Here is a 21,399-nt window from a genome sequence, read left to right as displayed (position 1 = left end):
TAAGAATGTCCCTTGAAAAGGCGACGGATTCGGCCCTGCTTGCCGTGGAGATTTACAACAAGCCTGCTGTAAACTTCAAATCCGGTGGTTACATTTGCCTCATGGTTATTGCTTGGACATCGTTGCTCCACGCCGTCTTTTTCAGGAGAAAAATCAAGCCGTTCTATCGGAAACCGAACAGGAGGTTTGAAAGAATCGAAGGTGATTTCAAACATTGGGAATTGGATGAGTGCCTCCGCCGGTATTACGGGAACGACAGTGGAAATCCCGTTAGGAAGAATCTAGAATTTTTCATCCCGTTACGAAATAAGATTGAGCACCGCTCGATGCCTGAGTTGGACAGCTCTATATTCGGGGAATGCCAAGCTCTACTTTTGAATTTCGATGAACTACTGGAGAAGGAGTTTGGGGCCAAGTTTTGCATTCGTGAGAGCCTCTCGTTCTCTTTGCAACTTTTCCCATCCGCAGAAAGTCTTGTGGACGCGGTGAAACGTAATCGGACTTCAAAGCCGATTGTGGAATTCATTCAACGCTATCGCTCCACAATATCTCCAGAAATCCAAGCTAGCGGCAAATACGCTTTCAAGGCCTTCTTGATTCAGGTGGCAAATCACCAAAGTGAAAACGCGACGCCAATCCAGTTCGTCCATTATGAAAAGCTTTCCGACGAGCAAAAGAAACAAATCAATCAGTTGGCGGCAATCGTAAAGGTCAAGCAGGTCCAGGTATTGAATCTCAATCTAATGAAAGCCGGAGCGATCGTGAAAAAAGTGCAGCAAAAACTTGGCAACCCAAAGGTGGTCCGAGTGGGACGTGAAGTAGACAGATTTACTTCCGGCACACATACCGCATGTTGGAAAAAATACAAAGCGCGTCCCGCCTTCGGTGATCCCAATCCGCACGCGACGAATCCAGAATTCTGTGTGTATGATTCGCTGCACCGTGATTACGGCTACACGGAAACTTGGGTGGATTTCTTAGTCGAAAAAGTGAAGGATGACGCAGAATACACTTCTTTATACAAAATGCAGGCGACGCCTACTCAGTAGGCCTATTGAAAATTCGTACAGTCTTTTGCTTTAATATCATGGACACTCTCATCCAAACCCGTTGGTTTCCTATTGTGCTGTTGTGCGGCTCAAATGTCTTCATGACGTTCGCGTGGTATGGGCATTTGAAGTTCAAGAGCAAGCCGCTGCTGCTTGTCATCCTCGCGAGTTGGGGCATTGCATTCTTTGAATATGTGTTGCAGGTGCCGGCCAATCGCTGGGGCAACTCCGTGTATTCCGCCACTCAACTCAAGATCATCCAGGAAATCATCACGCTCACGGTGTTTTGCGGGTTCGCCATGTTTTATCTCGGCGAGCGCATCCGGTGGAATCACCTGGCCGCGTTTGTCTGCATCCTGGCGGCGGTGGCGTTCACATTTCTCCCAAAAGATTAAACCGCGAAGACGCTAAGGCGCAGGGTTGAAAAGAATTCATTTCCGCTTATTCTCTGCGTCTCCGCGCCGCCGCGGTGAAAAACTATGAGTTTTTACGACCAATTGAAATTCGATTCGAACGGACTGATCCCCACGATCATCCAGGAACAGAAGTCGGGCCGCGTCCTGATGATGGCCTGGATGAACCGCGCCTCGCTGGAAAAGACCGTTGAAACCGGCCGGACCTGTTTTTGGAGCCGGTCGCGCCAGAAATTCTGGATGAAGGGGGAAACCAGCGGCCACGTGCAAACGGTCAAGGACATCGCGTTCGACTGTGACGGCGATACACTTTTGATCCAGGTCGAGCAGACCGGCGCGGCGTGCCACGAAGGTTATAAATCCTGCTTTTTCCGTTCCGTGGAAAGCGGCGGCGCCGGCTTCAATACCACCGAACCGGTGCTCGTTCCGCCGGAACAGGCCCACGGGAAAAAGTAATGGACGATCTGGTTCCAATCGGCAGCAACCTGTACTTCTTTTTTCTGATGCTGTTGCTGGTGAGCCGGGGCGCGGATTTTCTGAGCACGTGGGTCGCCACGCCGAACATGGTGCTGGAAGGCAATCCGCTCGCGAAGAAACTGGGCTGGAAATGGGGCGCGGCGCTGAACCTTGTTCTGTGCGGGTTCTTTGCCGTCTGGCCGATGGCGGCCACAGTCATCGGCACCACGAGCGTTTTGGTCGCGGCACGAAATTTTCAGGCCGCCTGGCTGATGCGTTCTCTGGGTGAGGAAAACTATCGGGACTGGCACGTCGAACAGTTGCGCCACGCGAGCCTGCCGCTCTACCTGTTTTGTCTGTTTGGCCAGACAACGCTCACGGCGGGCGTCGGTGGTGCGCTGGTGTACTTCGCGGGTGACTCGTCGATCCCGTTTGCGGTTGGATTCGGGATCATCGGGTACGCGGTGGCGGTGGCCTTTTACTCCCTGCTGGCGTTCTGGCGCATCCGACGCGTTATGCATTGAGGAACGGCCCTTTGACGCCGCGTCGGACCGCCGGACGGTCGGGCCAGTCGCGCCTCAAGATCGTGCGGCGGGCTTGAGGACGTACTCCAGGCCTTCGCGGGCTGCGTCAACCGCAAGAGCCTCGCCGTGCATTGCCACCAGCTGGCGCGCCCAACCCAGCATTTTGGAAATCTGCGCGTCGTCGTGGTCGGGATCGTGGTGAAAGAGGTAAAGCTGTTTGACCCGGGCGAAGATCGCCAGCGCCACGACGTCCTCGACACAACCATGCCCCCAGCCGACGTGCGACTGGTATTCAGCGTCGTCGTATTGCGCGTCGATGATCAGCACCTCCACGTCCTTCAGGAATTCGATGACCTTCTGGTCCTGTTCGCTGGCGTATTTCAGTGCTTCGAGGCGGTCCGAGGTCTGTTGCCCGCCCGGATGTGAGCGCATCCGCTGGAACGGTTCGTTGTCCGGCAGGTAAGCGATGGAACCGGCGGAGGTGAACAAACGATACCCCACGCAAACGCCGGGGTGGTTCACAAACGCGGCCTCCACCCGCACCTTGCCAACGTGAAATTCGAGCTCTTTCAATTCGGTCACGTCAATGTTGCCCGGCATGTGCTGCAGGCTCACCGGAAAGTACGGGCTTTCCATCTGATACGTCAGCGTGGAATACAGACCCTTGCGCGCGCCTTCGTAGCCGAGGATGCGCAGTTTGTTTTGCGGATTGTAGGCCGGAACAAAAAAGGGAAATCCCTGGATATGGTCCCAGTGCGTGTGGGTGATCAAGAGCGTGAGATCGATGGGCTGATCCTTGAATTCCTCGGCGAGCGCCAGGCCGAGCCGGCGCATTCCGCTGCCCGCGTCGAGGATGATGATCTCGCCGTCGGCCCGCACTTCCACGCACGAAGTGTTGCCGCCGTACTGAACGGTGCCCGGACCCGGCGTGGGAATCGAGCCGCGCACGCCCCAGAACTTGACCCGCGGCGGCTGATCCGGCGGCAAACTGGCGTGTGGCTTCGAGGGCGGCGCGGGCGCCGCTGCCACGGCCGCCTGACGCACCGGCTGGCGCTCCAATATCCTGAGCAGATCGTCGCCTTTGAACGGCTTGACGAGGTATTCGTCCGCGCCCACCTCCATCGCATTCTGCTGGTCGGTGGCATAACCGCTGCCGGTCGTGACGATGATTTTCGGCTGATGAATGTTGCCTCCCCGTTCCCGGATGGCACGACAGACCTGGAACCCGTTGCAGCCCGGCATGAGCAGGTCGCAAACCACCGCGTCGGGCTGGTGCTCGTTGACGAGCTGAATGCCGCCGTCTCCGTCGCCGGCTTCGAGCACGTTCCAGCCCGCAACCGTCAGCCACTTGCCCATCAACTTGCGGAAACTGGCATCGTCATCAATGACCAGAATCGTTTTCATCTGGAGACGCTGCCGGATGCTTCCATTTTTATCGGGAAAGAACAAGCACTTAACCGGCAAATCAGCGTTGAGTTTCGTGCCGGCGCCGTTTACGGTTTTTCCCGTGCGCTGGTGGAAGATGCTGCCGATGGTGATCCTGGCGGGATTCGCGTTCGACGCGGAGGCTGCCGGCGCAAGAATCATCAAGGTGCTGCCCCACCTGCTCGACCGTGACGGTCGCCACACGCTCTCACCCAGTCTTTACGAGCGCGACGCCTACCAGTCATTCCTGCGCAAGAACCCCGACAAATGCGCCGGCCTCCGCTTCGACGTTCAGTGGAAGGCGAAAGCAACGGACTGGTCGCAATTGAAGCTCCAAGTCGAAATCCGCGGCAGCAAAGAAGCGAAGCCGTTCCTTTTGGAGCAGACCGTGCAACGCAATCACTGGTATAATCGCTGGAGTTCACTCCTGCTCGACTCTGAATCCTACCGCAAAGCCGGCGAAGTGATCGCCTGGCGCGCAACTCTGTGGGAGGGAGACCAACTGATCGCGGAACAGAAATCGTTTCTCTGGTGATCGCCGCCGAGCAGCGGGGAATCAATCTGAACATCTACGGAGGATCCGTGTCGATGTTGTCAAACACGCCAGAAAGTTCGTTGCAGTCAAAACGAATGGCGTGGGGCGAGGGTACGGCGGCGGCAGCCGGCCCAGGTTCGGAGGAGGGTTCAACGGGATTCGCGCCTTGACGAGCAGGTGGATTGCAATGGAGCGCGAACCGATTCGTCCGGATGAAACACGCTGCATCAGGGGTCCGGTTTCAGTTCGCCAACAATAAACCAGAATGCCAACGGCCCGATGGCAATCAGCAGGGCGGCCAGGACAAACGCCGACGTGTAAGAGCCAGTCTGCTGAATGAGGAACCCCGTGATAATGGGCGAAAGAATGCCGGCGATATTGCCGACAAAATTGAACACGCCCGTCCAGATGCCGATGTCGGTCCGCGGAGCGCAACTTTGTAAGATCACGAGCAGATTGCCGTTCGCCAGCCCGACAAGACAGCCGTCAACAATTAGCGCGATCGCGCCTTCGGGCGTGTTCGCACGCGCGGCAGGAATCAGGCAAAGCCCTGTCAAAAACGAAACCGTTACCACGCTTTTGCGGGCGATGGTTTCGCTCCAACCGGCCCGAACCAGCCGGTCCGCGATCCATCCGCCAATCGGTTCGCTTACCCCGAAAACCAAGAAGGGCAGGGCGGCCATGATGCCAGTGGTGCGCAATGGCAGGTGGCGCACGGTCACAAGGTAATCAGGCAGCCAGTTGACCAGGAAATACCAGTAGTAGTCGAAGCAGAAGAAGCCAAGGCAAACACCCAACAGATTACGGCTGCGCAAGAGAGTTCTGAAGCTGTCCAGAACGCCGGGGCGGGCAGCCAGATCGCCGCGGGCTATCCGTGAATCACGCAGGTTTCGTGGTGCAACCAACAGCCAGGGAACAAGCCAAAGCAACGCGGCGAACCCGACCAGAATGAAGGTTGCCTGCCAGCCGTAATCCTCGAGCATTTTCGGAATCAACAGCGCTTCGATAAACAATCCTGTCCGCGTGCCGAAATCAAACAACCCGCAGGGCAGGCCGCGTTCAGAGGGCCTGAATAGCAGGCTTACAATTTTCGAACCTCCAGGCAGGTAGATCGCCTCCCCGACACCCAACACCACTCGAAACGCGATCAGCGCGGCCAGCCCCGTGGCAAATCCCATTGATGCCTGTGCAAGCGACCACAGTGCAAAGGCACCGGCATACAACCAGCGAAGATTCATCCGGTCGGCGAAAATGCCCATCGGGATCTGCATCAACGCGTAGGACCAAAAAAACGCGGACAACAGCACGCCCTTGATTTCGGGACCAAGGTGCAATTCCTTCGATATGAGTGGCAACGCGAACGAAATCGTGGCGCGATCGAAGTAATTGATGAGCGACGCGGTGAACAACAGCCCGACAATCGTCCAACGCCGCGCGTTGCTGACACCCAAGGCGGTGTGCGGGGAATGGTCTGGGTCGGCGGACTGCACAATTGGGTCGCTCATGCTGGGTGCTGCGGGTGATTTTCGGCCCGACGTTATTCGAGCGACGCAGGAAGCGCACGCACTTTATTCAATTGAGCGAGGGAAAACGCTGCGAAAATAAAGTGGTCGGAGCGACAGGATTTGAACCTGCGACGTCTTGCTCCCAAAGCAAGTGCTCTAGCCAGGCTGAGCTACGCTCCGACTCGGCGGCACGGTATTATACACAACGGGCTCGCGGCGCAACGATTCTTTTGCTTTCCGAGCTCCGTTTCAAATGCAGGTCAATGCCGGAAGTGCCCAGCCAATGCCCCAGGCGATTACCTCCGTCCATTCATGCCGCCTCAAACAATTCCTTCATCCGTTTCAGCAACCGCGGCACCGCCGTCCACGGGTCTTCCTTTGATTCGTATTCGAGGGCCACATAGCCCTGATAGCTGGCGTCGCGAAGGATTTTGACCAGACGCGGCAGGTCGGCCGGTTCGTCGCCCCTGCCACGCGGATGCACTTCGCCTTTCATCTGCACGTTGACAGCATACGGCGCGATTTTCACCAGATCGGCGTAGGGATCGTCGGTCTGGAAATTACCGGTGTCGAGATTGATGCCGAGCCACGGGCTTTTCACCGCGCGAACGATTTCCAGAATCTCTCCGGCGGTGGCGACGATGCCGCCATGATTTTCCAGTCCGAGAAAAATCCCCCTGCCGCCGGCGTAGTCGCAACACTCCTCGATGGCGGAAACGCAAAGTCGTTTGGCCTCGTCGGGAGACATGCCCGCCGGCGCGGATCCGGCGAAGATGCGGATGTGGGACGTGCCCAGGACCGATGCGTGATCGATCCATTTCTTCACGTTCGTGATTTCCTGGTCGCGTTTTTCACCGGGTCGCATGATGAAGTTATTGCCCACGGCCGTGCCGCTGATCGCGATGCCGCGAAGGAAGGCGTGCCGTTTGATCTGGATCAGGAAATCATGGCCGAAGTTCGGCGGGAAATAATAGCTCGTCAGTTCCGTGCCTTCGCAGCCGTGCCCGGCGCAGAAGTCAATAAACTGAAAGAGGTCCATGTGTCTGGCGGGATCAGTACTGGCCTCGCGCTTATGGCTGGTATCTTTGAAATAATCGCGGAACGAGTACGCGGCCAGGCTCAGACGCAGGCACGGACTGCCGGTGCGCTTGAGGGGTTCGATTGCCCGAAGAAAATCGGTATCCAGCACGCAAACGCCGGAGAGCGCAACGCCCGCCCGGAGAGTGGATTCGAGGAACCGCCGCCGAGAGACCGTTTGCATAAAGGGAGTAAAACAACCCTGGCGGTCTTTTGCCAGTCCTGGTTTTGCATTCCGACGATCCGTCCTCTTCGCGCTGGACCGGCGCGTGATCCGGCAGGCGTTCTTTCCGACCTCCTTAATACACGCCTTCGACAATCTGCTTCTCCATGGCGCCGAACGGTCGAACTTCGGCGACACCGTCCCAGGCATAGGGCGCGCGCGGCTCACGGCGGATGGCCTCGTCGCGTTCGAGGAAGCGCGGCATGAAGAACTCCCTGGTCAGTGTGGTCAGTTCAACGCGGCCCCAGGAACCGTAGGCCACGGTTTCGTCGGTTTTGTTCGAGTTTACGACCCGCAGAACCGCGCGCGGCTGCGGAGCGTAGTAGGTGATGGAAAAGTTGTCTTCTGCGCGCAGGGGAACACTGGCGGCGAGGCCCATCAGAGTGTTGCCGTAGGTCGGATAGAACCCGATGCGGCCTTCGAGCACTTCCTCGACGATGAACCGCACGTATTGCGGCGCCATGGTGGTGCCCCCGCAAAACACTCCGCGAATACCCGCTTCCCACAAATTGATTTTTTCCGCAAGCGCTTCCAGTAATTTCGGCGTGGTGAACAACCCGGCGATCCGGCGATGCCTCAAAATCGTGACCGCCTGGTCCACGACGTGTTCCATGTACGCCTTCGCGTGGTCGAGTTGCTTCGCGCTGATGATTTTTTTCACCCAGCGCGGGTCCAGATCAACGAAGTAACACGAGCTGCCGCGGAAATTTGCGAGGTGCTCGATCGCAAGGCGCAAGCGTCGTGGTCCCGTGGGTCCCACCATCAACCACGCGCCGCCGCGGGGGAAATGCTCATCTGAAATCTTCCCGGAGAATTCTTCGTAGTCCACCTTGTAGTCATTCCAGCCGATCCGCTGTTTCGGCATTCCCGTGGTTCCCCCGGTCTCAAAAATATTGAACGGCTTTCCTTTGAACGGTGCCGGGACCCAGACTTCCGGTTGCAGATCCCGCAACGATTCGTCTTGGAAATGCGGGAACTTCAGCAAATCAGTGAAGCTGTTCATCTCCTTGCGCGGATCGAAGTGTTTCTTCGACCAATCAAGCCAGAACGGACAACCGGTTTCAGGCGAGAAATGCCACTGGATGATTTCGCGCAGATGGGCATCAAGTTTTTCCTGCGCGGCTTTGATGGCGGTTAAGTCAACAGTCATGAACGGGCTTTCGATTTCAGGTTCGCGGTTGTCGATATTGAATTTCTGCCTTCCAGCGGACTACCCGGCGACGGGGGTTGAAAGGCAGCACGCCATGGCACCACGGGTTTCATCGGAGGTGCGGTGGGATCGCAACGGGGTAAAGATCCGGCCCGCGCTCCAATCATTTCTTTCCGCCGGGTTTGTTGAGATCCAAATCCACTTTGGGCGGCCGGTCGCTGATCGGGGCGTTACGCGCCGCGTCGTAGATCGCGTAAAGATGGTCGTTGCTGGCGACGTAAATGACACCGTTGGCGACGATGGGAGTCGAATAGACCGGCGCACCAAGATTCGCTTCGCTGAGAACCTTCTTTTCCTTTCCCGCAGAGAGGATCGTAAAGTCGCCGTCTTCATCACCGCAGTAAACCTTGCCGTCTGCGACCAGCGTCGATCCCCACATGTGCGCCTTCATGTCGTATGTCCAGTAGGGTTTGCCGGTCTCGGAGTCGAAGCAATGGACGAAGCCTGAGAAATCGCCGACAAACAACAGCCCGGTGTTGGGATCGATCGAAACCGTGGAGATGCTGCGATTAATCTTGTCGTAACTCCAGATTTTGCCCGTGCTCGTAATGTCGCCGGTCTTCGTCGCGTCAATGCAGGTCAGGATGCCCACGCCTTCCTGATGTTCCGGATCCTGACCCACGGCGACATACACCCTGTTCTTGAAAAATACAGGCGTTGCATTGATTTCGCTGGGGCCTTCCGCCGCCGGATATTTGAATTTCTTCCGTTCCGGCGGATTACAGTCGTATTTCCAGGCCACCTTGAGATACGTCGAGTCGCCTTCCTTGACGGGCTTGGCATCGAACGCGTAGCAGTAACCGTCGCCACCTCCGAAGAAAATCAATTTCCGTCCGTTCACCACGCCCATGGACGGCGAACTCCATTGTCCGTGGAAAATGTGCGGACCGATGTGCGCGTCGTCCTCGGCGACGAATTCTCCGGTCTTCTTGTTCAGAGCGATGAAGCTGGGTGAATTGGGCGAGGGAATATTGACATGCGACCAGTCCTGTCCGTTGGAAGTGCAGGCGTAAACCAGATCATCGACCACCAGCACCGAACAGTTGGACGCGTTGTGCGGAAACACGCCGAGTTCGTCCATCATGTTGTAGACCCAGATGATGTCGGCGTCGTGCGGCCCGATTTTCTCCTTGGGTTTGCCGGGGCCCGCCACGTATTGCGCCTCGTCCATAAACGGGCCGTCGTTCCCATTCGCCATGCCTTCCGTGTCGAGGCAAATGACTTCGCAGCGACTCGTGACAAGGTAAATCCGATTACCTTCGACGCACGGCGAGGAGAGGAGCCCGAGACCTTCCCAATCATTGACTTTGCCGGAGGCAAGCTTCGGAACCACCAGTTGCCAGAGAAACTCGCCCGTCTTTTCATCCAGGCAAAGAAGAATACTGCGGTCGCCCTGGTGCTGCGGGTCGCGCGGATTTTCGTTGTTGGTGCCGATGAAAACCTTGCCGCCGGCGACGACAACGTTGCCGTAGGCCTGCGAGCCGAGTTTGGTCACCCATTTCACGTTTTTGGTCGTCTTCGGATCAATGTCATCGGTGCCCGGCTTCGGCTTACCGGGATCGAAACGGTCCGGCAGCCCTTTGGCGGTCGAATACATGTTGCGGCCCGGGTCATTGCCGCCCCAGCGCGGCCAGTCCCCGCCGAGAGACGGGTGCGACAGCGGGCCGACGCCAAAGGCGCCGATCAGGAAGGTCAAAATCGCGTAGTGTGGATTGCCAGTTTTCATTTGCGTTGCTCGGTTGAAACGTAGCGCGGAGAATCTTAGTTCGCAGTCACCGAAATGTTGTCCAGATATACCCGCATGTCCTGCGGTGAGAAGCCAAAGAGCCCGGGGCAGCCGTTCTGGTGCGCGTGTTTGTGCGGAACCTCGAACGTCCAGGCGGACGGCTCCGCCTCGCTCTTTGGCCAGACTTTCGCGCGCACCACCCCCGAACCGTCTGACGCAACATCCACTCGCGTCTTGAGATGATACCAGACGTTTGGCGACCAGTTGAACGGCACGCTGGAGCGAAACAAATCGTCCGTGGAATTGATCTCCAGTTTTTTCTCGTTGCCTTTGAGCAGGATCTTGTAGCGCTGGTTGATCAGTCCCACGTCGGACATCTTGCGCTTGTTGCCTTCGCTCATCACATCGGCCTCGATGGTGTAATTCTTCAAATCGGGATCACCCATGAAGACGGTCGCGCGCTGGAAGAACCGGTTCTCGATGGTCTTCACCAGGCACTTATTGCCGTCCTTTTCGCGCACGTCAAATTTGAACCGCGCGCCAATCCACGGCAACGGCGGGTATGCAAACTTCGTCGGCGGTTCGACATTGTTCGTCGTGGTCTCGCTCAACTGGAAGGATTCGAAATCCTGTTTGATCGGCAGGCCGGGAAGGATGCGGCCGCGGAAGTAGCCCTTCAATCCGTTGTAAGTTGCCTCGAATGCCCCGGCCGACGGTGCGGAATCCATCGCTGCGACAAATCTGCCGTCCGAGTTAAACTCGCCCTTCATGGCCGCGCGCACCTTCGCCGTGGGTGGAATGTAGTGAGTCCATTTGATCGCTTTCGGATCAATGCGCTCCTCAACCGTCAAGCCGTTTGCATCAAGCGAACGCACGTGGAAAGACGCGACCTCGCCAGGTTTGAGCAACACTTCCGAGGGAATGACCTGCAACTGCGTGGCCGCACCGGCGGCAGGCCATTTTTCCCCGGCTGCCGCGGGTGGCAGACCCGGATTGTTTCCCTTCTTGCCAAAGCAATAGAGTTTCTTGCTCGTCTGCACATAGATTTTACCGTTGTAAACCGTGGGCACGCCGAAGCAACGCCCCTCGAGCGCGACGTGCGAAAGCACTTCGCCACCCGTCGCGCCGGGCTTCACGATGTAGAATGCGCCCTTGCCGCCCGACGTCTCGTCAGCGCCTTCCTCCTTCTGGCCCGGCTCGTTAAGCATCGGCACATACAGCTTGCCATCCGCATAAACAGGGCAGGCGTTGCGCTGCTCGATGCCGAGCTTGAGCTTCCAGAGAATCTTCCCGCTGTTCGCGTCGATCGCGGCGAGGTTGCCCACTTCGCTCGTCAGATAGACCGTGTCGCCCACCAGTATCGGCGAGCTGGTGGAGGTCCGCAGCTCGTTGCTCCAGAGTTCAACTTCGGATCGAGGGACGACGACCGGGCCAGCCGATCCATTCGCGGGCATCACGCGCGGAATCTTCATCGCCACCATCTGGCCAGGTTCGTAGGGCGTGCCATAGATCGCGATGATCTTGTCATTGTTGTGAACCAGCACCGATGAATTGATGCCGGCCTTGAAGAGCGGAATGCGCCAAAGAGGGTCGCCGGTGCGGGCGTTCACGCAGACGATGCTCCCGTCGCCGCACGAGGTGAAAAAAACACGCCTGCCTTCGAGCCAGCCGAGCACCGGCAGCGAAAATGAATTGTCGTGCGGCCGGTCCGCCGGAGATGACGCCCACACCAGTGCTCCCGTCTTTTTATCGAACGCGTAAAACCGGTCGCCGCCCGGTCCTTGGGCGCCCCAGTTCGCCGTGATGCCCCGCGTGATGAGGAGATCCCTGTCAATGAGCGGCGAAGCCGTGCGTCCGTTCGGGAACGTCAACCGCCCATAATGCTCCATCATGGACACATCCCACAGCTTCTTGCCGTCCGGCGTGAGTGCGGTGAGAATTCCTTGCGTTCCCTGCACATAGACGTTCCCCGTCTCGGGGTCGATCGTCGGACTGGCCGTGGCGTAGCGATGATAAATGATGTCGCTGAGGAAATCGCTGTAGCCATGCTGCCAAAGTTGCCTGCCGGTCTCGGCATCAAAACACACAACCACCTCCTGCAGGTCCGGACCGTCACCAATGTAGCCCATGATGAATGCCCTGCCGTTGGCCACGACGGCGGTGGATTGGCCGGGAAGGGCGGCAGTCCAGAGCGGTTTGGCGGGGTCAACTTTGTCGGGGAGATTTTTTTCGTTTGAAGTGCCGTTCTGGTTCGGACCGCGCCAGGTCAGCCAGCCCTCGACGGGCGCGGCCATTGTCGCGGATGGCGTGGCGAACTGGCACACCGCCGCGAGACTGAGAGCGGCGGCAACGGACGAGCGTGAAATTTTCATGGTCGTGTTCCGGTCGTAATGTTCAACGTCTCGAAAGAATAAAACAAATTTTCTTTCCTCAATGCCCGCGACTATTCTACACCACAGGAAAGTTTGCAATCGTTAATAATACCTATACGTATAATTATCAAGCCCCATTCAAACTTTGCCATGCCCTCTTTCGCCGCCCGAAAACCCCCGCCCGCCCGCCCCCTTCCCCTTGATGCCCCCGGCCGGCGCCGCCTGCCCATCCTGTTGCGCCACGCATGGTACGGGCTCAATCAGGCATTCCGCCGACGCGTCGCCCACCTCGGCATCACGCCAGACCAGTTCACCGTCATGCGTACCCTGCTCGAGCGCACCGGCATCACCCAAAGCGAACTCACGGAGCACATGGGCAGCGACCCCAACACCGTGGCGTCGCTACTGGAACGGATGGAGCGCTCCGGTTTGCTGGAACGCCGGCAGCACGAAAAGGACCGGCGCGCGCACCGCCTTCACCTGAAACCCGAGGGTCGGCGCAAGTACGGGAAGGCGCGCGAAGCCGCCCTTGCGCTGCAGGCTGAAGCACTCAGTGTCCTGCCGGCGGAGGAACGGGAAAAATTTCTCGAACACCTGGCGCTCGTCGCCGACGCCTGCCGCGACGCGGCCGACAAATCACCGAAGCGGGGAAAATAGCGCGACGGTCGGCCGACTGGTCCCGATCGAATGTCCTTCTCCAATCTCTCCACCGTCTCGATCGCCACAGAAACTTGCGCCGCTGTTGTGTGAGCGGCGGTGAATCCGCTAATTCGAGCCCGCCGTTTTCAAGTCCGCGGGAATGTTGGAGAACACTACGTCCGCAGACATCCCGGCGCGCAATAGCTCGTCGCGATTGTCCAGGCGCACCTTCACTCCAAACACCTGTTTGATGCGATCCTCGACGGTCTGAACATTGCGCGGCGTGAATTCAGCGCCGCGCGCGATCTGCTCGATCGTGCCCTGGAATTCCCTGTTCTCGAATGAATCCACGCGAACCTTGACAGCATCGCCGGGTTTGATGTGACCCAGCCACTGCTCGGGCACATAAACACGCACCCAAAGATGCTGCGGCAGGAGCAACGTCGCCACCTCTCGGTTGGGCGCAAGCACGTCGCCCGGCTTCACGCTCAAGACTTCGAGCACGCTGTCCGCCGGCGCTACGATCCGCATTTCGCGCAACTGCGCTTCGATCTCGGCGAGTTGCGCACGGGCTTGAGCGAGGCGCTCCGGACGCGTGCCGGCCATCAGCAGATCATAGCGGCTCTTCGCCGCCGCGACGCTCTGTTGCAAAACATTCACGCGACTGGCGGCCCGGTCGTGTTCCGTTTCCGCGATCGTCCTGTTGGCAAACAGTTGGTCCGCGCGTCGCGCGTCCGCGGTCGCCAGGTCCAGGTCCGCCGTGAGCGCTTCCCAGTCGTGTCGAGCGGCGGCAATCTCCTCTTTGCGCGGCCCGGCTTCCAATTCCGCCAGCACCGCGGCAGCTTGATCACGCCGCGCCTGCAACTCGGCGGCGTCGAGTTCGGCAATCGTCTGGCCGGATTTAAGCGCGTCCCCTTCCTGCGCCAGGGTTTTTTCCACGCGGCCGCCGTAGCGTGAGGCAACGTGGACTTCGTCGGTGTCAATCGTTCCTGACGCCGAGGCGGCTTTGTCATTCCGGGAACAGGAGGTCAAAACGCAGGAGACAAAAAGAGCGCCCGCGGTGATGCGAATGATTTTGTTCACGTCGTGCGAAAATAGCAGCCTTCCCGTCTCACGGCAATCCGGGCAGCGCCCCCGTCGGCGTTCAGGAGTTGTCGCCGTCGATCAGCCGCCCCAAGCCGCCGAGAATGGATCCCTCTTCACGTCCATGACCACCGGCTTTGGGTGCGGCGGCGAGTATCCGGTCAGCCATCCGGCTGAAAGGAAGCGATTGCAGCCAGATGCGGCCCGGGCCGCGCAGAGTCGCGAAGAACAGGCCTTCACCGCCGAACAGCGCCGACTTGATTTTGCCGACGAATTGAATATCGAAGTCAACGCCCGGCTGAAAGGCGACGATGCAGCCGGTATCCACGCGCAACAGTTCGCCGGGGCCGAGGTCGCGCTGATAGATCGTGCCGCCGGCGTGGATAAACGCCCAACCGTCGCCTTGCAACCGCTCCATGATAAAACCTTCGCCGCCAAAAAAACCGGCGCCGATTCTCTTGTTGAATGCGATGCCGACGCTCACGCCTTTGGCCGCGCAGAGGAACGCGTCCTTTTGCGCGATGAGTTCGGCGCCGACTTCGGCGAGATGGACCGGAATGATCTTGCCCGGATACGGCGCTCCGAACGCCACGCGCTTTTTGCCCGTCCCGCGATTCTGGAAAACGGTCATGAACAGCGATTCACCGGTCAGCAATCGCTTGCCCGCGCTCATCAACGAACCGAGAAACCCGCTGTTCTGCTGCGAGCCATCGCCGAAAATCGTCTCCATCTCGATGCCGTCGTCCATGTACATCATGCCGCCGGCCTCAGCGACGGCGGCCTCCATCGGATCGAGTTCCACCTCCACATATTGCATGTCATCGCCGTAAACTTTGTAATCCACTTCGTGCATTGTGTTCATAGTCGTAAATGAATCGTTGTTTCGCGCGCAGATTACCGTCCGACCGAGGCGTTGACAGCTACAAAAGCGCCGCCGCATTTGTAACACGGCGACCGGGCCCGGCCGGATAATTCTTGCGTCACGAAACCGACTGCGATTGAGTGCGCGTGCCATTCGGAGCGTCACCGTATGAAAATCGAGCTTCAGGAGGTCGGGAAGAAGTTCAAATCATTGCGCGCGCTCGACTCGGTTTCGGTGACCATCGAGCCGGGACAGGTGCTGGCGCTGATCGGCCCCAACGGAGCGGGGAAAACGACCCTGTTGCGCTGTCTTGCAGGCATTGCAGCACCTGATGAGGGAAAGCTGCTCTACGATGGAGAACAGTTTCTTCGCGAGCGGCTCGACCTGCGGCAGCGTTTTCTGTTTCTGCCGGATTTTCCGCCAGTGTTTGATGAGTGGTCTCCGTTGCAGCATCTGGGAATGACGCTGCGCCTGTACGGCCTCGACGGCGCGGAAATTGAGGAGCGTGTGCTTGATCTGTTGCGCGAGTTCGACCTGTTGCCGCTGGCGAACGCCCCGTTCGGCACACTTTCGCGGGGACAGCGGTACAAAGCGGCCTTGGTCGCTTTGCTGACAGTGGATTGCGAAGTCTGGTTGTTGGATGAGCCGTTCGCCTCCGGCATGGATCCCAACGGCATCAGTGCCTTCAAACGGCGCGCACGCGAAGGTGCGGCACGTGGCCGGACGATCATCTACTCGACACAAATACTCGACGCCGCGGAGCGCTTCTCAGACCGCATCTGTGTGATTCATCGCGGACAAATCCGCGCGTTCATGCCGACGGCTGAACTTCGAAGTGATCGCTTGTCTTCGACCTCCGCATTGGACGACATCTTCAGTCAACTTCGCGAGGAGGACAGCGCTTGAGGCTACGTTGGAAATCGTTTGAGAGGACAATGAAGCGACGTGTGCGGGCCGAGGTCCGGGCGTCGCCAACCTTGCGCCGGGAATGCAAACAAGCCCGAAAAGCCCGTCGTCGGCAGACGATCATTCGGCCCTGGGCTTATCGTTTCTTCATTCTGCCGGCTTTGCTGCCGCTGTTCATGCAAGCGAGCCGGCCCGTTGCTCTGATCATTGCGTTCATCTGGCTGTGGTCGCTGACGCTGGCATTTCTGCGCGCAAATCAGCTGACCGCGGCCCTCTATTTCTCGCCTGTCCTGAACGTCTTTAATCATCTGCCGGTTTCTGACGGGCAGATTTTTCAAGTGCAGTGGAAGTCCTGGATACAAAACTCTATTTGGTCCTCTCTGGATTTCTTCGCCGCCTACTCCGCGCTGGCCTATCACGTCGGCTGCCGCCTCGATTGCCTCATCGCGGGCACGTTGCTGGGCATCCTGCAGTGGGTGTTCGTGCTCGCGACGGCAACCTGTCTGTTCGCGTGGTGGCCCCGGCGGCTCCTTTACCTGCCAATGCTGTTGTTCGGCGGTTTTGCCGTGGGGCTGCTGATTTTCGGGTGGAGACAATTGGCGCTGGTGAACTGGCTGAGCGGATTCGCGTTCTGGATTCCACCCGTCGGCTGGATTCTCTACGCAATGGGAATCGCCGGCGACACTGGACTGGCGCACGACGCATTGCCCTCCGTGATGGCCGGGGCCGTGCTCGTCGTGTTTCCCGCGGCCTACCGACGGATTCGTCACGCTTACGTCCTCGACGAGAAACAGTTCGCCGCCGCACGCAAAGCCACGGCCACGGGAGAGGCCGCTGCTTCTCCGTGGCAGGAGCACGTGGACCGGTTCATTCAAGCGCCCACGGACGTGGAGTCGTACGTCCGCAACCGGCGCTTCCTCGAACACCTAAACTGGCGAGACACCGGGTGGGTCGAACGGCTCGTCGCATCCATGCTCACCATCCGCGAACGTACCGTTGCGGAATTCCTAGTTGCGGCGAACCCGAGATGGACACGAAGATTCCGGAACTTTCTGATCTCAGCCGCAATCCTGTTTGTCCTCGTGCGCTTCGTGATCGCACACCTGGGATTTGACCTCACGTTTCTGGCATTTTGCGGAGTGTATTTACTGATCACGGGGAACTCCGCTAACTGGCGCGGTTTTGCGACCGTCTCTGCAGCCGGTCAACAACCCCCTCTGTATTCATTTCACCCTATCGGATTTTGGGAATTGTTTCGCTCTGTTCTTAAAGTCAACACGATGCGATATGCTCTGAGTCTTCCCGTCGCCGCTCTGGTCATCCTCCTGGCGATAAATTCGCTCAAGTTGAGTCTGGCCGCGGCGGCTCTGTACGGTTGGCGGATCGTCGTTGTCGGTTTCCTCGCGCAGGTCATCCTGGCCATTGCTCCGGTTTCCGCTGCCAGCAACGACACCGGCAGGTTCGGCTTCGCTGCGGCTGTCGTGACGTTCATTCTGGTCCTCCTCGGAATGGGTGGTGCCTTCGTCCTTTTGACCAGCCCCGGGTTGGTCCTGGCGTCATTGGCGGCCTTGTGTGCGTGGTTGGCGTTGGGAGTGATGTTCTACGCGCGCCGCTTTAATCGCGGGCGATTCGATCTGGTTCCCGCAACGAAAACGGCTTCCGGACTTTCGCATTAACCGCACTGCGGGTCGCGCTCGCAAAAAGGCCGGGCCTTTCTGGATCGCCAAACCCGCGAAGTATGTCAGTATCCCGGGCCGACATCATGACTTTCGCCGACCGCATCGACGCCGGACAACAACTGGGCCGTTACCTTGCCCGGAACAACCTCCAGGCAGACCTGGTTCTGGGTTTGCCCCGCGGTGGAGTGGTGATCGCGGCCGAAGTCGCCCGCATTCTGCACCGTCCTCTGGAGGCGCTGTTGGTTCGCAAGATCGGACATCCCCGGCACCGCGAGTTCGCTGTCGGCGCGCTGGCCGAGGATGGCACGCTGGTGCTGGACGACGCGGTCCTGGCGCAGACCGGAGTGCCCGCCGAGGCGCTCCAGGAAGTCATCGCCGAGGAAACAGCGCGGCTCGCCGGATACCGCGCCAAATTCCTCCGACCGGAGAGACCCTCGCTGAAAGACAAGACGGTGTTGATCGTTGACGACGGCCTGGCGACCGGCGCGACGATGGAAGTGGCCGTCCGCTCCGCAAAGACGCGCCAGGCGAACGGGGTTACGGTGGCGGTTCCGGTGGCGTCTGAAAACTCGACCGACCGGCTGACCCGCGTTGCAGACAGCGTTCTGGCGCTCCTGGTTGACCCCGGGTTCGACGCCGTGGGTCGTTACTACCGGAGTTTCCCGCAAACCACGGATGAGGAAGTAATGAAGATTCTGGGAACGGCGGGTTAGAATCAATCCGGCCAAATGATGTTTTCGGTTTGAGACTTGCCGGGTGCCGAGGGATTCAATGATAAAGTCATGGCGAGCGCACCTGTCAAACATGGGTCATCGGTCATCCAACCGTCTCCAGAACGACCCGCGACCAAAAACAAAACGCGTTCAGACCCTGGTCCATTCAACCGTACGGATTAAACGAGCGCAGGTTCCATTCGTCACGAAGCCCGGCAGGGAGTTCATTGAGGAAGCGGGAGGGTTGCTGCAGGGGGTCACTTCCTTTGCCCTTCGTGAAGCGGACCAGTGGATGGCTGAGATACAGTTCGTCCTTTGCCCGTGTGATCGCGACGTAAAACAGCCTGCGTTCCTCCTCCTCATCTTCCACGTCCTCCAGCGAGCGGGACGATGGAAACAGCCCGTCGCACAGCATGATGATAAACACCACGCCAAACTCAAGGCCCTTGGCCTGGTGAATCGTCGAAAGCCGGATTTGTTCGGTGTCGGCCGACACGGGCTTGTCGTCCTCGGCCTCGAGATTGGTGAGCAGCGCCAGTTGCGTGAGGAATTCCTGCGTGGTCGAAAACTGCCGCGCGAAACCGGCGAGTTGATCGAGGTCTTCCTGCCGCGAGCGGTAGTTCGCGAAGCGCTCCTTCAGATAATCCTCATAACCGGCTTCGAGAGTGAGGCGGATCATTTTCCCGGGGTTGCCACGAACCGACGGATCTTCGAGCTGGGCCATGGTGGTCACAAATTGCGCCCAGGCCGTCACTGCCTTCTTCGGCACGCCGCTCGCGCACGATTGCAGCGCGGTCGCAATCGGATGCTTCGTCTCTTGCCCTGCCTCCCGGCTTCCTTGCCGCGCGCTGAAAGAGCTCCACATCCTGTCCGCACTCCTGCCCCCGATGCCGGGAAGGAGCTTTGACAGGCGCTTGAAGGCAAGTTCGTCGCGCGGATTGCAGGCCAGCTTGAGGTACGATGCCACGTCTTTGATGTGCGCCTGTTCAAAAAAACGGATGCCGCTGGTGATGCTGAACGGAATGTTGCGCCTCGTGAGCTCGAGTTGAAGTTCGAGCGCATGAAAATGCGACCGGTACAGCACTGCGATCTCCTGCAGATTGACGCCCTCGTCACGCAATTCGAGCACACGCTGCGCGACGAATGCCGCCTGCTGCATGGTGTCGCCGCACGGAACAACCACAGGCCTCACTCCGGATTTGCGCGCGGGCGTCAGTTGCTTGGCGAACTGATGTACATTGGCCGCGATGGCGGCGTTGGCCAGTGACAGGATTTCCGGCGTGCTGCGGTAGTTCGTCTCGATCTTGTAGGTCTTCGCCTCCGGATAACGTTTCGGGAACTGGAGAATGTTTTGGAAGTTCGCGCCGCGCCACGAGTAAATACTCTGCGAATCGTCGCCCACCACCATCACGTTGTGGTGTCGCGCTGCCAGGAGATCGATGAGGTCGCTCTGGAGTTTGTTCGTGTCCTGGTACTCGTCCACCAGAATGAACTGGAACTGGCGCTGGTAATATTCGCGAATTTCAGCGTGATCCCGGAGCAGGCCCAGCCAGAGCACAAGCAGGTCGTCGAAGTCCATCACGCTCGTGGCGCGTTTGCGTTTCACGTACCGCTGCCGGATGTCTTCGATCTGTGGCGCCAGAGCGGTGAAGTAGTCGAATTGCTCCTCAAGGATTTGCGGGATCGGTCTCCCGGTGTTGAGAGCGAGCGAAAAAATATCGCCGAGGACATCCGCCTTCGGAAAACGCGTGGCCTTGATGTCAATGTCCGCCTCGTCTATGCATGCAGCGATCAAATCTTTCGCATCCTCGCGGTCCAGAATGGTGAAATCCCTCTGGTAGCCCACCAGGTCGGCGTGCCGCCGCAAAACACGGTTTCCCACGGAGTGGAACGTGCCGCCCCAGAGCGATGAAGTGTCACCGCCGATCAAGTCGCTGACGCGGCCCATCATTTCCCGGGCGGCTTTGTTGGTGAATGTAAGCAGCAGGACACGGTCGGCCGGAACGCTTTGTTCCAGTAAAAACGCGACCCGGTAGGTGAGTGTGCGGGTCTTGCCCGCGCCCGCGCCGGCGATGACCAGCGACGGGCCCGGTGGTGCGATGACAGCCGCGTGCTGCTGCGGATTCAGTTCGCGTGCGTAATCAATCTGGAGATTGACCGGCGCCCGGAATGGTTGCAGCACGTAGTCGCGTGACACGCGGGGAATTCAACGGACAAATTGAGGAACGCAAAAGGAAAAAGAAATCCACCCCTCGCGTTGAAAGACCGGCGCCCCTGCGGGCAATCACGCCACCGCTGCCACCTGGCGGCGCACTTTTTCGATGTTGGCCTCGACTCGCTGCAGATAATCGTTCGGGCCGTTGGGGTACGGCTTGTTAAGAAAGCGGCAAAGGGCCCAGAACTCGTTGTTGATCTTGGGCAGGACGTACTTCGACCAGAAATCCGGCGTTTTGCGCACCAGATCGTCCGCGTTGGAAAAACTCTGTGTCAACGCCATTTTACCCTCGTAAAAACGGACCGACTCGTCGAATTCGGAATAAAGGATCGGGAGCTTCTCCACGTAGTCCTCCGCCGCCATCTGCCCGAGCAGATCCGCCGTGCCAAGGGCAAAACCGACGATCTTTTCGACTTCGCTTTGAAACGGGATGAGGGCCAGGTTCGCATTTACGCCGGTGCATCGAATCATGTTCTGCACCATGCGGATTTCCCGGAGGGGAACATCTTTTTCTTCCAGCAGTTGCTCGGCGAATTGCACGCTGCGGGTCACGTGCGTGAGCGTATATTTGGCGCCGGTTCCGCCGGGGTCATCCCGCTTTTTCAGGTACCCGGTGTCGTGAAGCAGGATCGCGAGCAACCCCAGTTCGAACATCCGCTGCCCCACCGCAGGCCGGGCGTCGGCCTGGTGCCGCCCATGCAGCAAACGCGCCATGCAGAGCGTGCCTTGCAGCGTGTGTTCCAGATCGTGGTAACGCGCGTCGAGAGCGAGATAATCCTTGTACTTC

Annotated in this window: 19 protein-coding genes and 1 tRNA gene; 9 read left to right on the top strand and 11 right to left on the bottom strand. The window is 58.7% G+C overall.

Features of this window, described 5'->3' with window-relative positions:
* Nucleotides 1-5 precede the first annotated feature (5 nt).
* The 4 genes from VN887_09675 (at nt 6) to VN887_09660 (ending at nt 2,442) form a co-directional block, all read left to right on the top strand.
* Entirely contained in the window at nt 6-1,049 is a 1,044-nt protein-coding gene (locus VN887_09675; GenBank protein HXT40280.1) for a DUF3644 domain-containing protein, read from the top strand.
* A gap of 38 nt (nt 1,050-1,087) precedes the next feature.
* The gene (locus tag VN887_09670; protein HXT40279.1) at nt 1,088-1,444 is read left to right on the top strand and encodes a DMT family protein; all 357 of its coding nucleotides are present in this window, start codon (nt 1,088-1,090) and stop codon (nt 1,442-1,444) included.
* Nucleotides 1,445-1,528: 84 nt separating this feature from the next.
* Nucleotides 1,529-1,918: a phosphoribosyl-AMP cyclohydrolase gene (hisI, locus tag VN887_09665; protein ID HXT40278.1), complete on the top strand. Its 390-nt coding sequence runs from the start codon at nt 1,529-1,531 to the stop codon at nt 1,916-1,918.
* Complete coding sequence (locus VN887_09660; GenBank protein ID HXT40277.1) at nt 1,918-2,442, top strand: hypothetical protein; 525 nt, start codon at nt 1,918-1,920, stop codon at nt 2,440-2,442. Before hisI ends, VN887_09660 begins: the two co-directional genes overlap by 1 nt.
* A gap of 54 nt (nt 2,443-2,496) precedes the next feature.
* On the opposite strand, the gene VN887_09655 is transcribed toward VN887_09660, so the two are convergent.
* Nucleotides 2,497-3,846 carry a response regulator gene (locus VN887_09655; GenBank protein HXT40276.1) on the bottom strand — a complete coding sequence of 450 codons (1,350 nt, stop codon included), beginning with the start codon at nt 3,844-3,846 and terminating at the stop codon, nt 2,497-2,499.
* Between VN887_09655 and VN887_09650 the strand changes: the two genes are divergently transcribed.
* A complete protein-coding gene (locus VN887_09650) occupies nt 3,827-4,402 on the top strand; it encodes a hypothetical protein (protein ID HXT40275.1) in 576 nt (191 codons plus the stop codon). The genes VN887_09655 and VN887_09650 overlap by 20 nt on opposite strands.
* Before the next feature lie 227 nt (nt 4,403-4,629).
* Here the strand turns inward: VN887_09650 and VN887_09645 are convergent, their stop codons facing one another.
* From VN887_09645 to VN887_09620, 6 genes are all read right to left on the bottom strand, one after another.
* Nucleotides 4,630-5,907: an MFS transporter gene (locus VN887_09645; GenBank protein HXT40274.1), complete on the bottom strand. Its 1,278-nt coding sequence runs from the start codon at nt 5,905-5,907 to the stop codon at nt 4,630-4,632.
* 102 nt (nt 5,908-6,009) lie between these two features.
* Nucleotides 6,010-6,087 (bottom strand) — tRNA-Pro (locus tag VN887_09640).
* Nucleotides 6,088-6,217: 130 nt separating this feature from the next.
* The gene (locus VN887_09635; GenBank protein ID HXT40273.1) at nt 6,218-7,168 is read right to left on the bottom strand and encodes a sugar phosphate isomerase/epimerase family protein; all 951 of its coding nucleotides are present in this window, start codon (nt 7,166-7,168) and stop codon (nt 6,218-6,220) included.
* A gap of 115 nt (nt 7,169-7,283) precedes the next feature.
* Entirely contained in the window at nt 7,284-8,357 is a 1,074-nt protein-coding gene (locus VN887_09630; GenBank protein ID HXT40272.1) for a hypothetical protein, read from the bottom strand.
* A 163-nt stretch (nt 8,358-8,520) separates the two neighbouring features.
* Complete coding sequence (locus tag VN887_09625; protein HXT40271.1) at nt 8,521-10,143, bottom strand: PQQ-binding-like beta-propeller repeat protein; 1,623 nt, start codon at nt 10,141-10,143, stop codon at nt 8,521-8,523.
* A gap of 35 nt (nt 10,144-10,178) precedes the next feature.
* Complete coding sequence (locus VN887_09620; protein HXT40270.1) at nt 10,179-12,515, bottom strand: PQQ-binding-like beta-propeller repeat protein; 2,337 nt, start codon at nt 12,513-12,515, stop codon at nt 10,179-10,181.
* A 150-nt stretch (nt 12,516-12,665) separates the two neighbouring features.
* On the opposite strand from VN887_09620, the gene VN887_09615 reads away from it, so the two are divergent.
* Nucleotides 12,666-13,172 carry a MarR family transcriptional regulator gene (locus tag VN887_09615; GenBank protein ID HXT40269.1) on the top strand — a complete coding sequence of 169 codons (507 nt, stop codon included), beginning with the start codon at nt 12,666-12,668 and terminating at the stop codon, nt 13,170-13,172.
* A gap of 108 nt (nt 13,173-13,280) precedes the next feature.
* Here the strand turns inward: VN887_09615 and VN887_09610 are convergent, their stop codons facing one another.
* The gene (locus VN887_09610; protein ID HXT40268.1) at nt 13,281-14,237 is read right to left on the bottom strand and encodes an efflux RND transporter periplasmic adaptor subunit; all 957 of its coding nucleotides are present in this window, start codon (nt 14,235-14,237) and stop codon (nt 13,281-13,283) included.
* Nucleotides 14,238-14,298: 61 nt separating this feature from the next.
* Nucleotides 14,299-15,099, bottom strand: coding sequence for a TIGR00266 family protein (locus VN887_09605; protein ID HXT40267.1), 801 nt, complete (start codon nt 15,097-15,099; stop codon nt 14,299-14,301).
* A gap of 168 nt (nt 15,100-15,267) precedes the next feature.
* On the opposite strand from VN887_09605, the gene VN887_09600 reads away from it, so the two are divergent.
* From VN887_09600 to VN887_09590, 3 genes are all read left to right on the top strand, one after another.
* Nucleotides 15,268-16,005, top strand: a complete 738-nt coding sequence (locus VN887_09600) for an ABC transporter ATP-binding protein (protein ID HXT40266.1) — start codon at nt 15,268-15,270, stop codon at nt 16,003-16,005.
* Nucleotides 16,006-16,034: 29 nt separating this feature from the next.
* Nucleotides 16,035-17,681: a hypothetical protein gene (locus VN887_09595; protein ID HXT40265.1), complete on the top strand. Its 1,647-nt coding sequence runs from the start codon at nt 16,035-16,037 to the stop codon at nt 17,679-17,681.
* A gap of 62 nt (nt 17,682-17,743) precedes the next feature.
* On the top strand, nt 17,744-18,397 hold the full coding sequence (locus VN887_09590; protein ID HXT40264.1) for a phosphoribosyltransferase family protein: 654 nt from the start codon (nt 17,744-17,746) through the stop codon (nt 18,395-18,397).
* Between the two features lie 166 nt (nt 18,398-18,563).
* Here the strand turns inward: VN887_09590 and VN887_09585 are convergent, their stop codons facing one another.
* Both VN887_09585 and VN887_09580 read right to left on the bottom strand, forming a co-directional pair.
* Nucleotides 18,564-20,594, bottom strand: coding sequence for a UvrD-helicase domain-containing protein (locus VN887_09585; GenBank protein HXT40263.1), 2,031 nt, complete (start codon nt 20,592-20,594; stop codon nt 18,564-18,566).
* A gap of 87 nt (nt 20,595-20,681) precedes the next feature.
* Nucleotides 20,682-21,399: hypothetical protein (locus VN887_09580; protein HXT40262.1), on the bottom strand; the 718-nt coding region annotated here is incomplete at its 5' end.

The organism is Candidatus Angelobacter sp., assembly GCA_035607015.1.
GTDB lineage: Bacteria > Verrucomicrobiota > Verrucomicrobiia > Limisphaerales > AV2 > AV2.
This window is presented reverse-complemented; position numbering and strand designations above follow the sequence as displayed.

Bases quoted from the DNA above. Each gene is read 5' to 3' on its own strand.
- VN887_09605 (HXT40267.1), bottom strand. From the start codon at position 15,099: ATGAACACAATGCACGAAGTGGATTACAAAGTTTACGGCGATGACATG.
- VN887_09630 (HXT40272.1), bottom strand. From the start codon at position 8,357: ATGACTGTTGACTTAACCGCCATCAAAGCCGCGCAGGAAAAACTTGAT.
- VN887_09615 (HXT40269.1), top strand. From the start codon at position 12,666: ATGCCCTCTTTCGCCGCCCGAAAACCCCCGCCCGCCCGCCCCCTTCCC.
- VN887_09620 (HXT40270.1), bottom strand. From the start codon at position 12,515: ATGAAAATTTCACGCTCGTCCGTTGCCGCCGCTCTCAGTCTCGCGGCG.
- VN887_09595 (HXT40265.1), top strand. From the start codon at position 16,035: ATGAAGCGACGTGTGCGGGCCGAGGTCCGGGCGTCGCCAACCTTGCGC.
- VN887_09675 (HXT40280.1), top strand. From the start codon at position 6: ATGTCCCTTGAAAAGGCGACGGATTCGGCCCTGCTTGCCGTGGAGATT.
- VN887_09635 (HXT40273.1), bottom strand. From the start codon at position 7,168: ATGCAAACGGTCTCTCGGCGGCGGTTCCTCGAATCCACTCTCCGGGCG.
- VN887_09625 (HXT40271.1), bottom strand. From the start codon at position 10,143: ATGAAAACTGGCAATCCACACTACGCGATTTTGACCTTCCTGATCGGC.
- VN887_09645 (HXT40274.1), bottom strand. From the start codon at position 5,907: ATGAGCGACCCAATTGTGCAGTCCGCCGACCCAGACCATTCCCCGCAC.
- VN887_09655 (HXT40276.1), bottom strand. From the start codon at position 3,846: ATGAAAACGATTCTGGTCATTGATGACGATGCCAGTTTCCGCAAGTTG.
- hisI (HXT40278.1), top strand. From the start codon at position 1,529: ATGAGTTTTTACGACCAATTGAAATTCGATTCGAACGGACTGATCCCC.
- VN887_09650 (HXT40275.1), top strand. From the start codon at position 3,827: ATGACCAGAATCGTTTTCATCTGGAGACGCTGCCGGATGCTTCCATTT.
- VN887_09600 (HXT40266.1), top strand. From the start codon at position 15,268: ATGAAAATCGAGCTTCAGGAGGTCGGGAAGAAGTTCAAATCATTGCGC.
- VN887_09660 (HXT40277.1), top strand. From the start codon at position 1,918: ATGGACGATCTGGTTCCAATCGGCAGCAACCTGTACTTCTTTTTTCTG.
- VN887_09590 (HXT40264.1), top strand. From the start codon at position 17,744: ATGTCAGTATCCCGGGCCGACATCATGACTTTCGCCGACCGCATCGAC.
- VN887_09670 (HXT40279.1), top strand. From the start codon at position 1,088: ATGGACACTCTCATCCAAACCCGTTGGTTTCCTATTGTGCTGTTGTGC.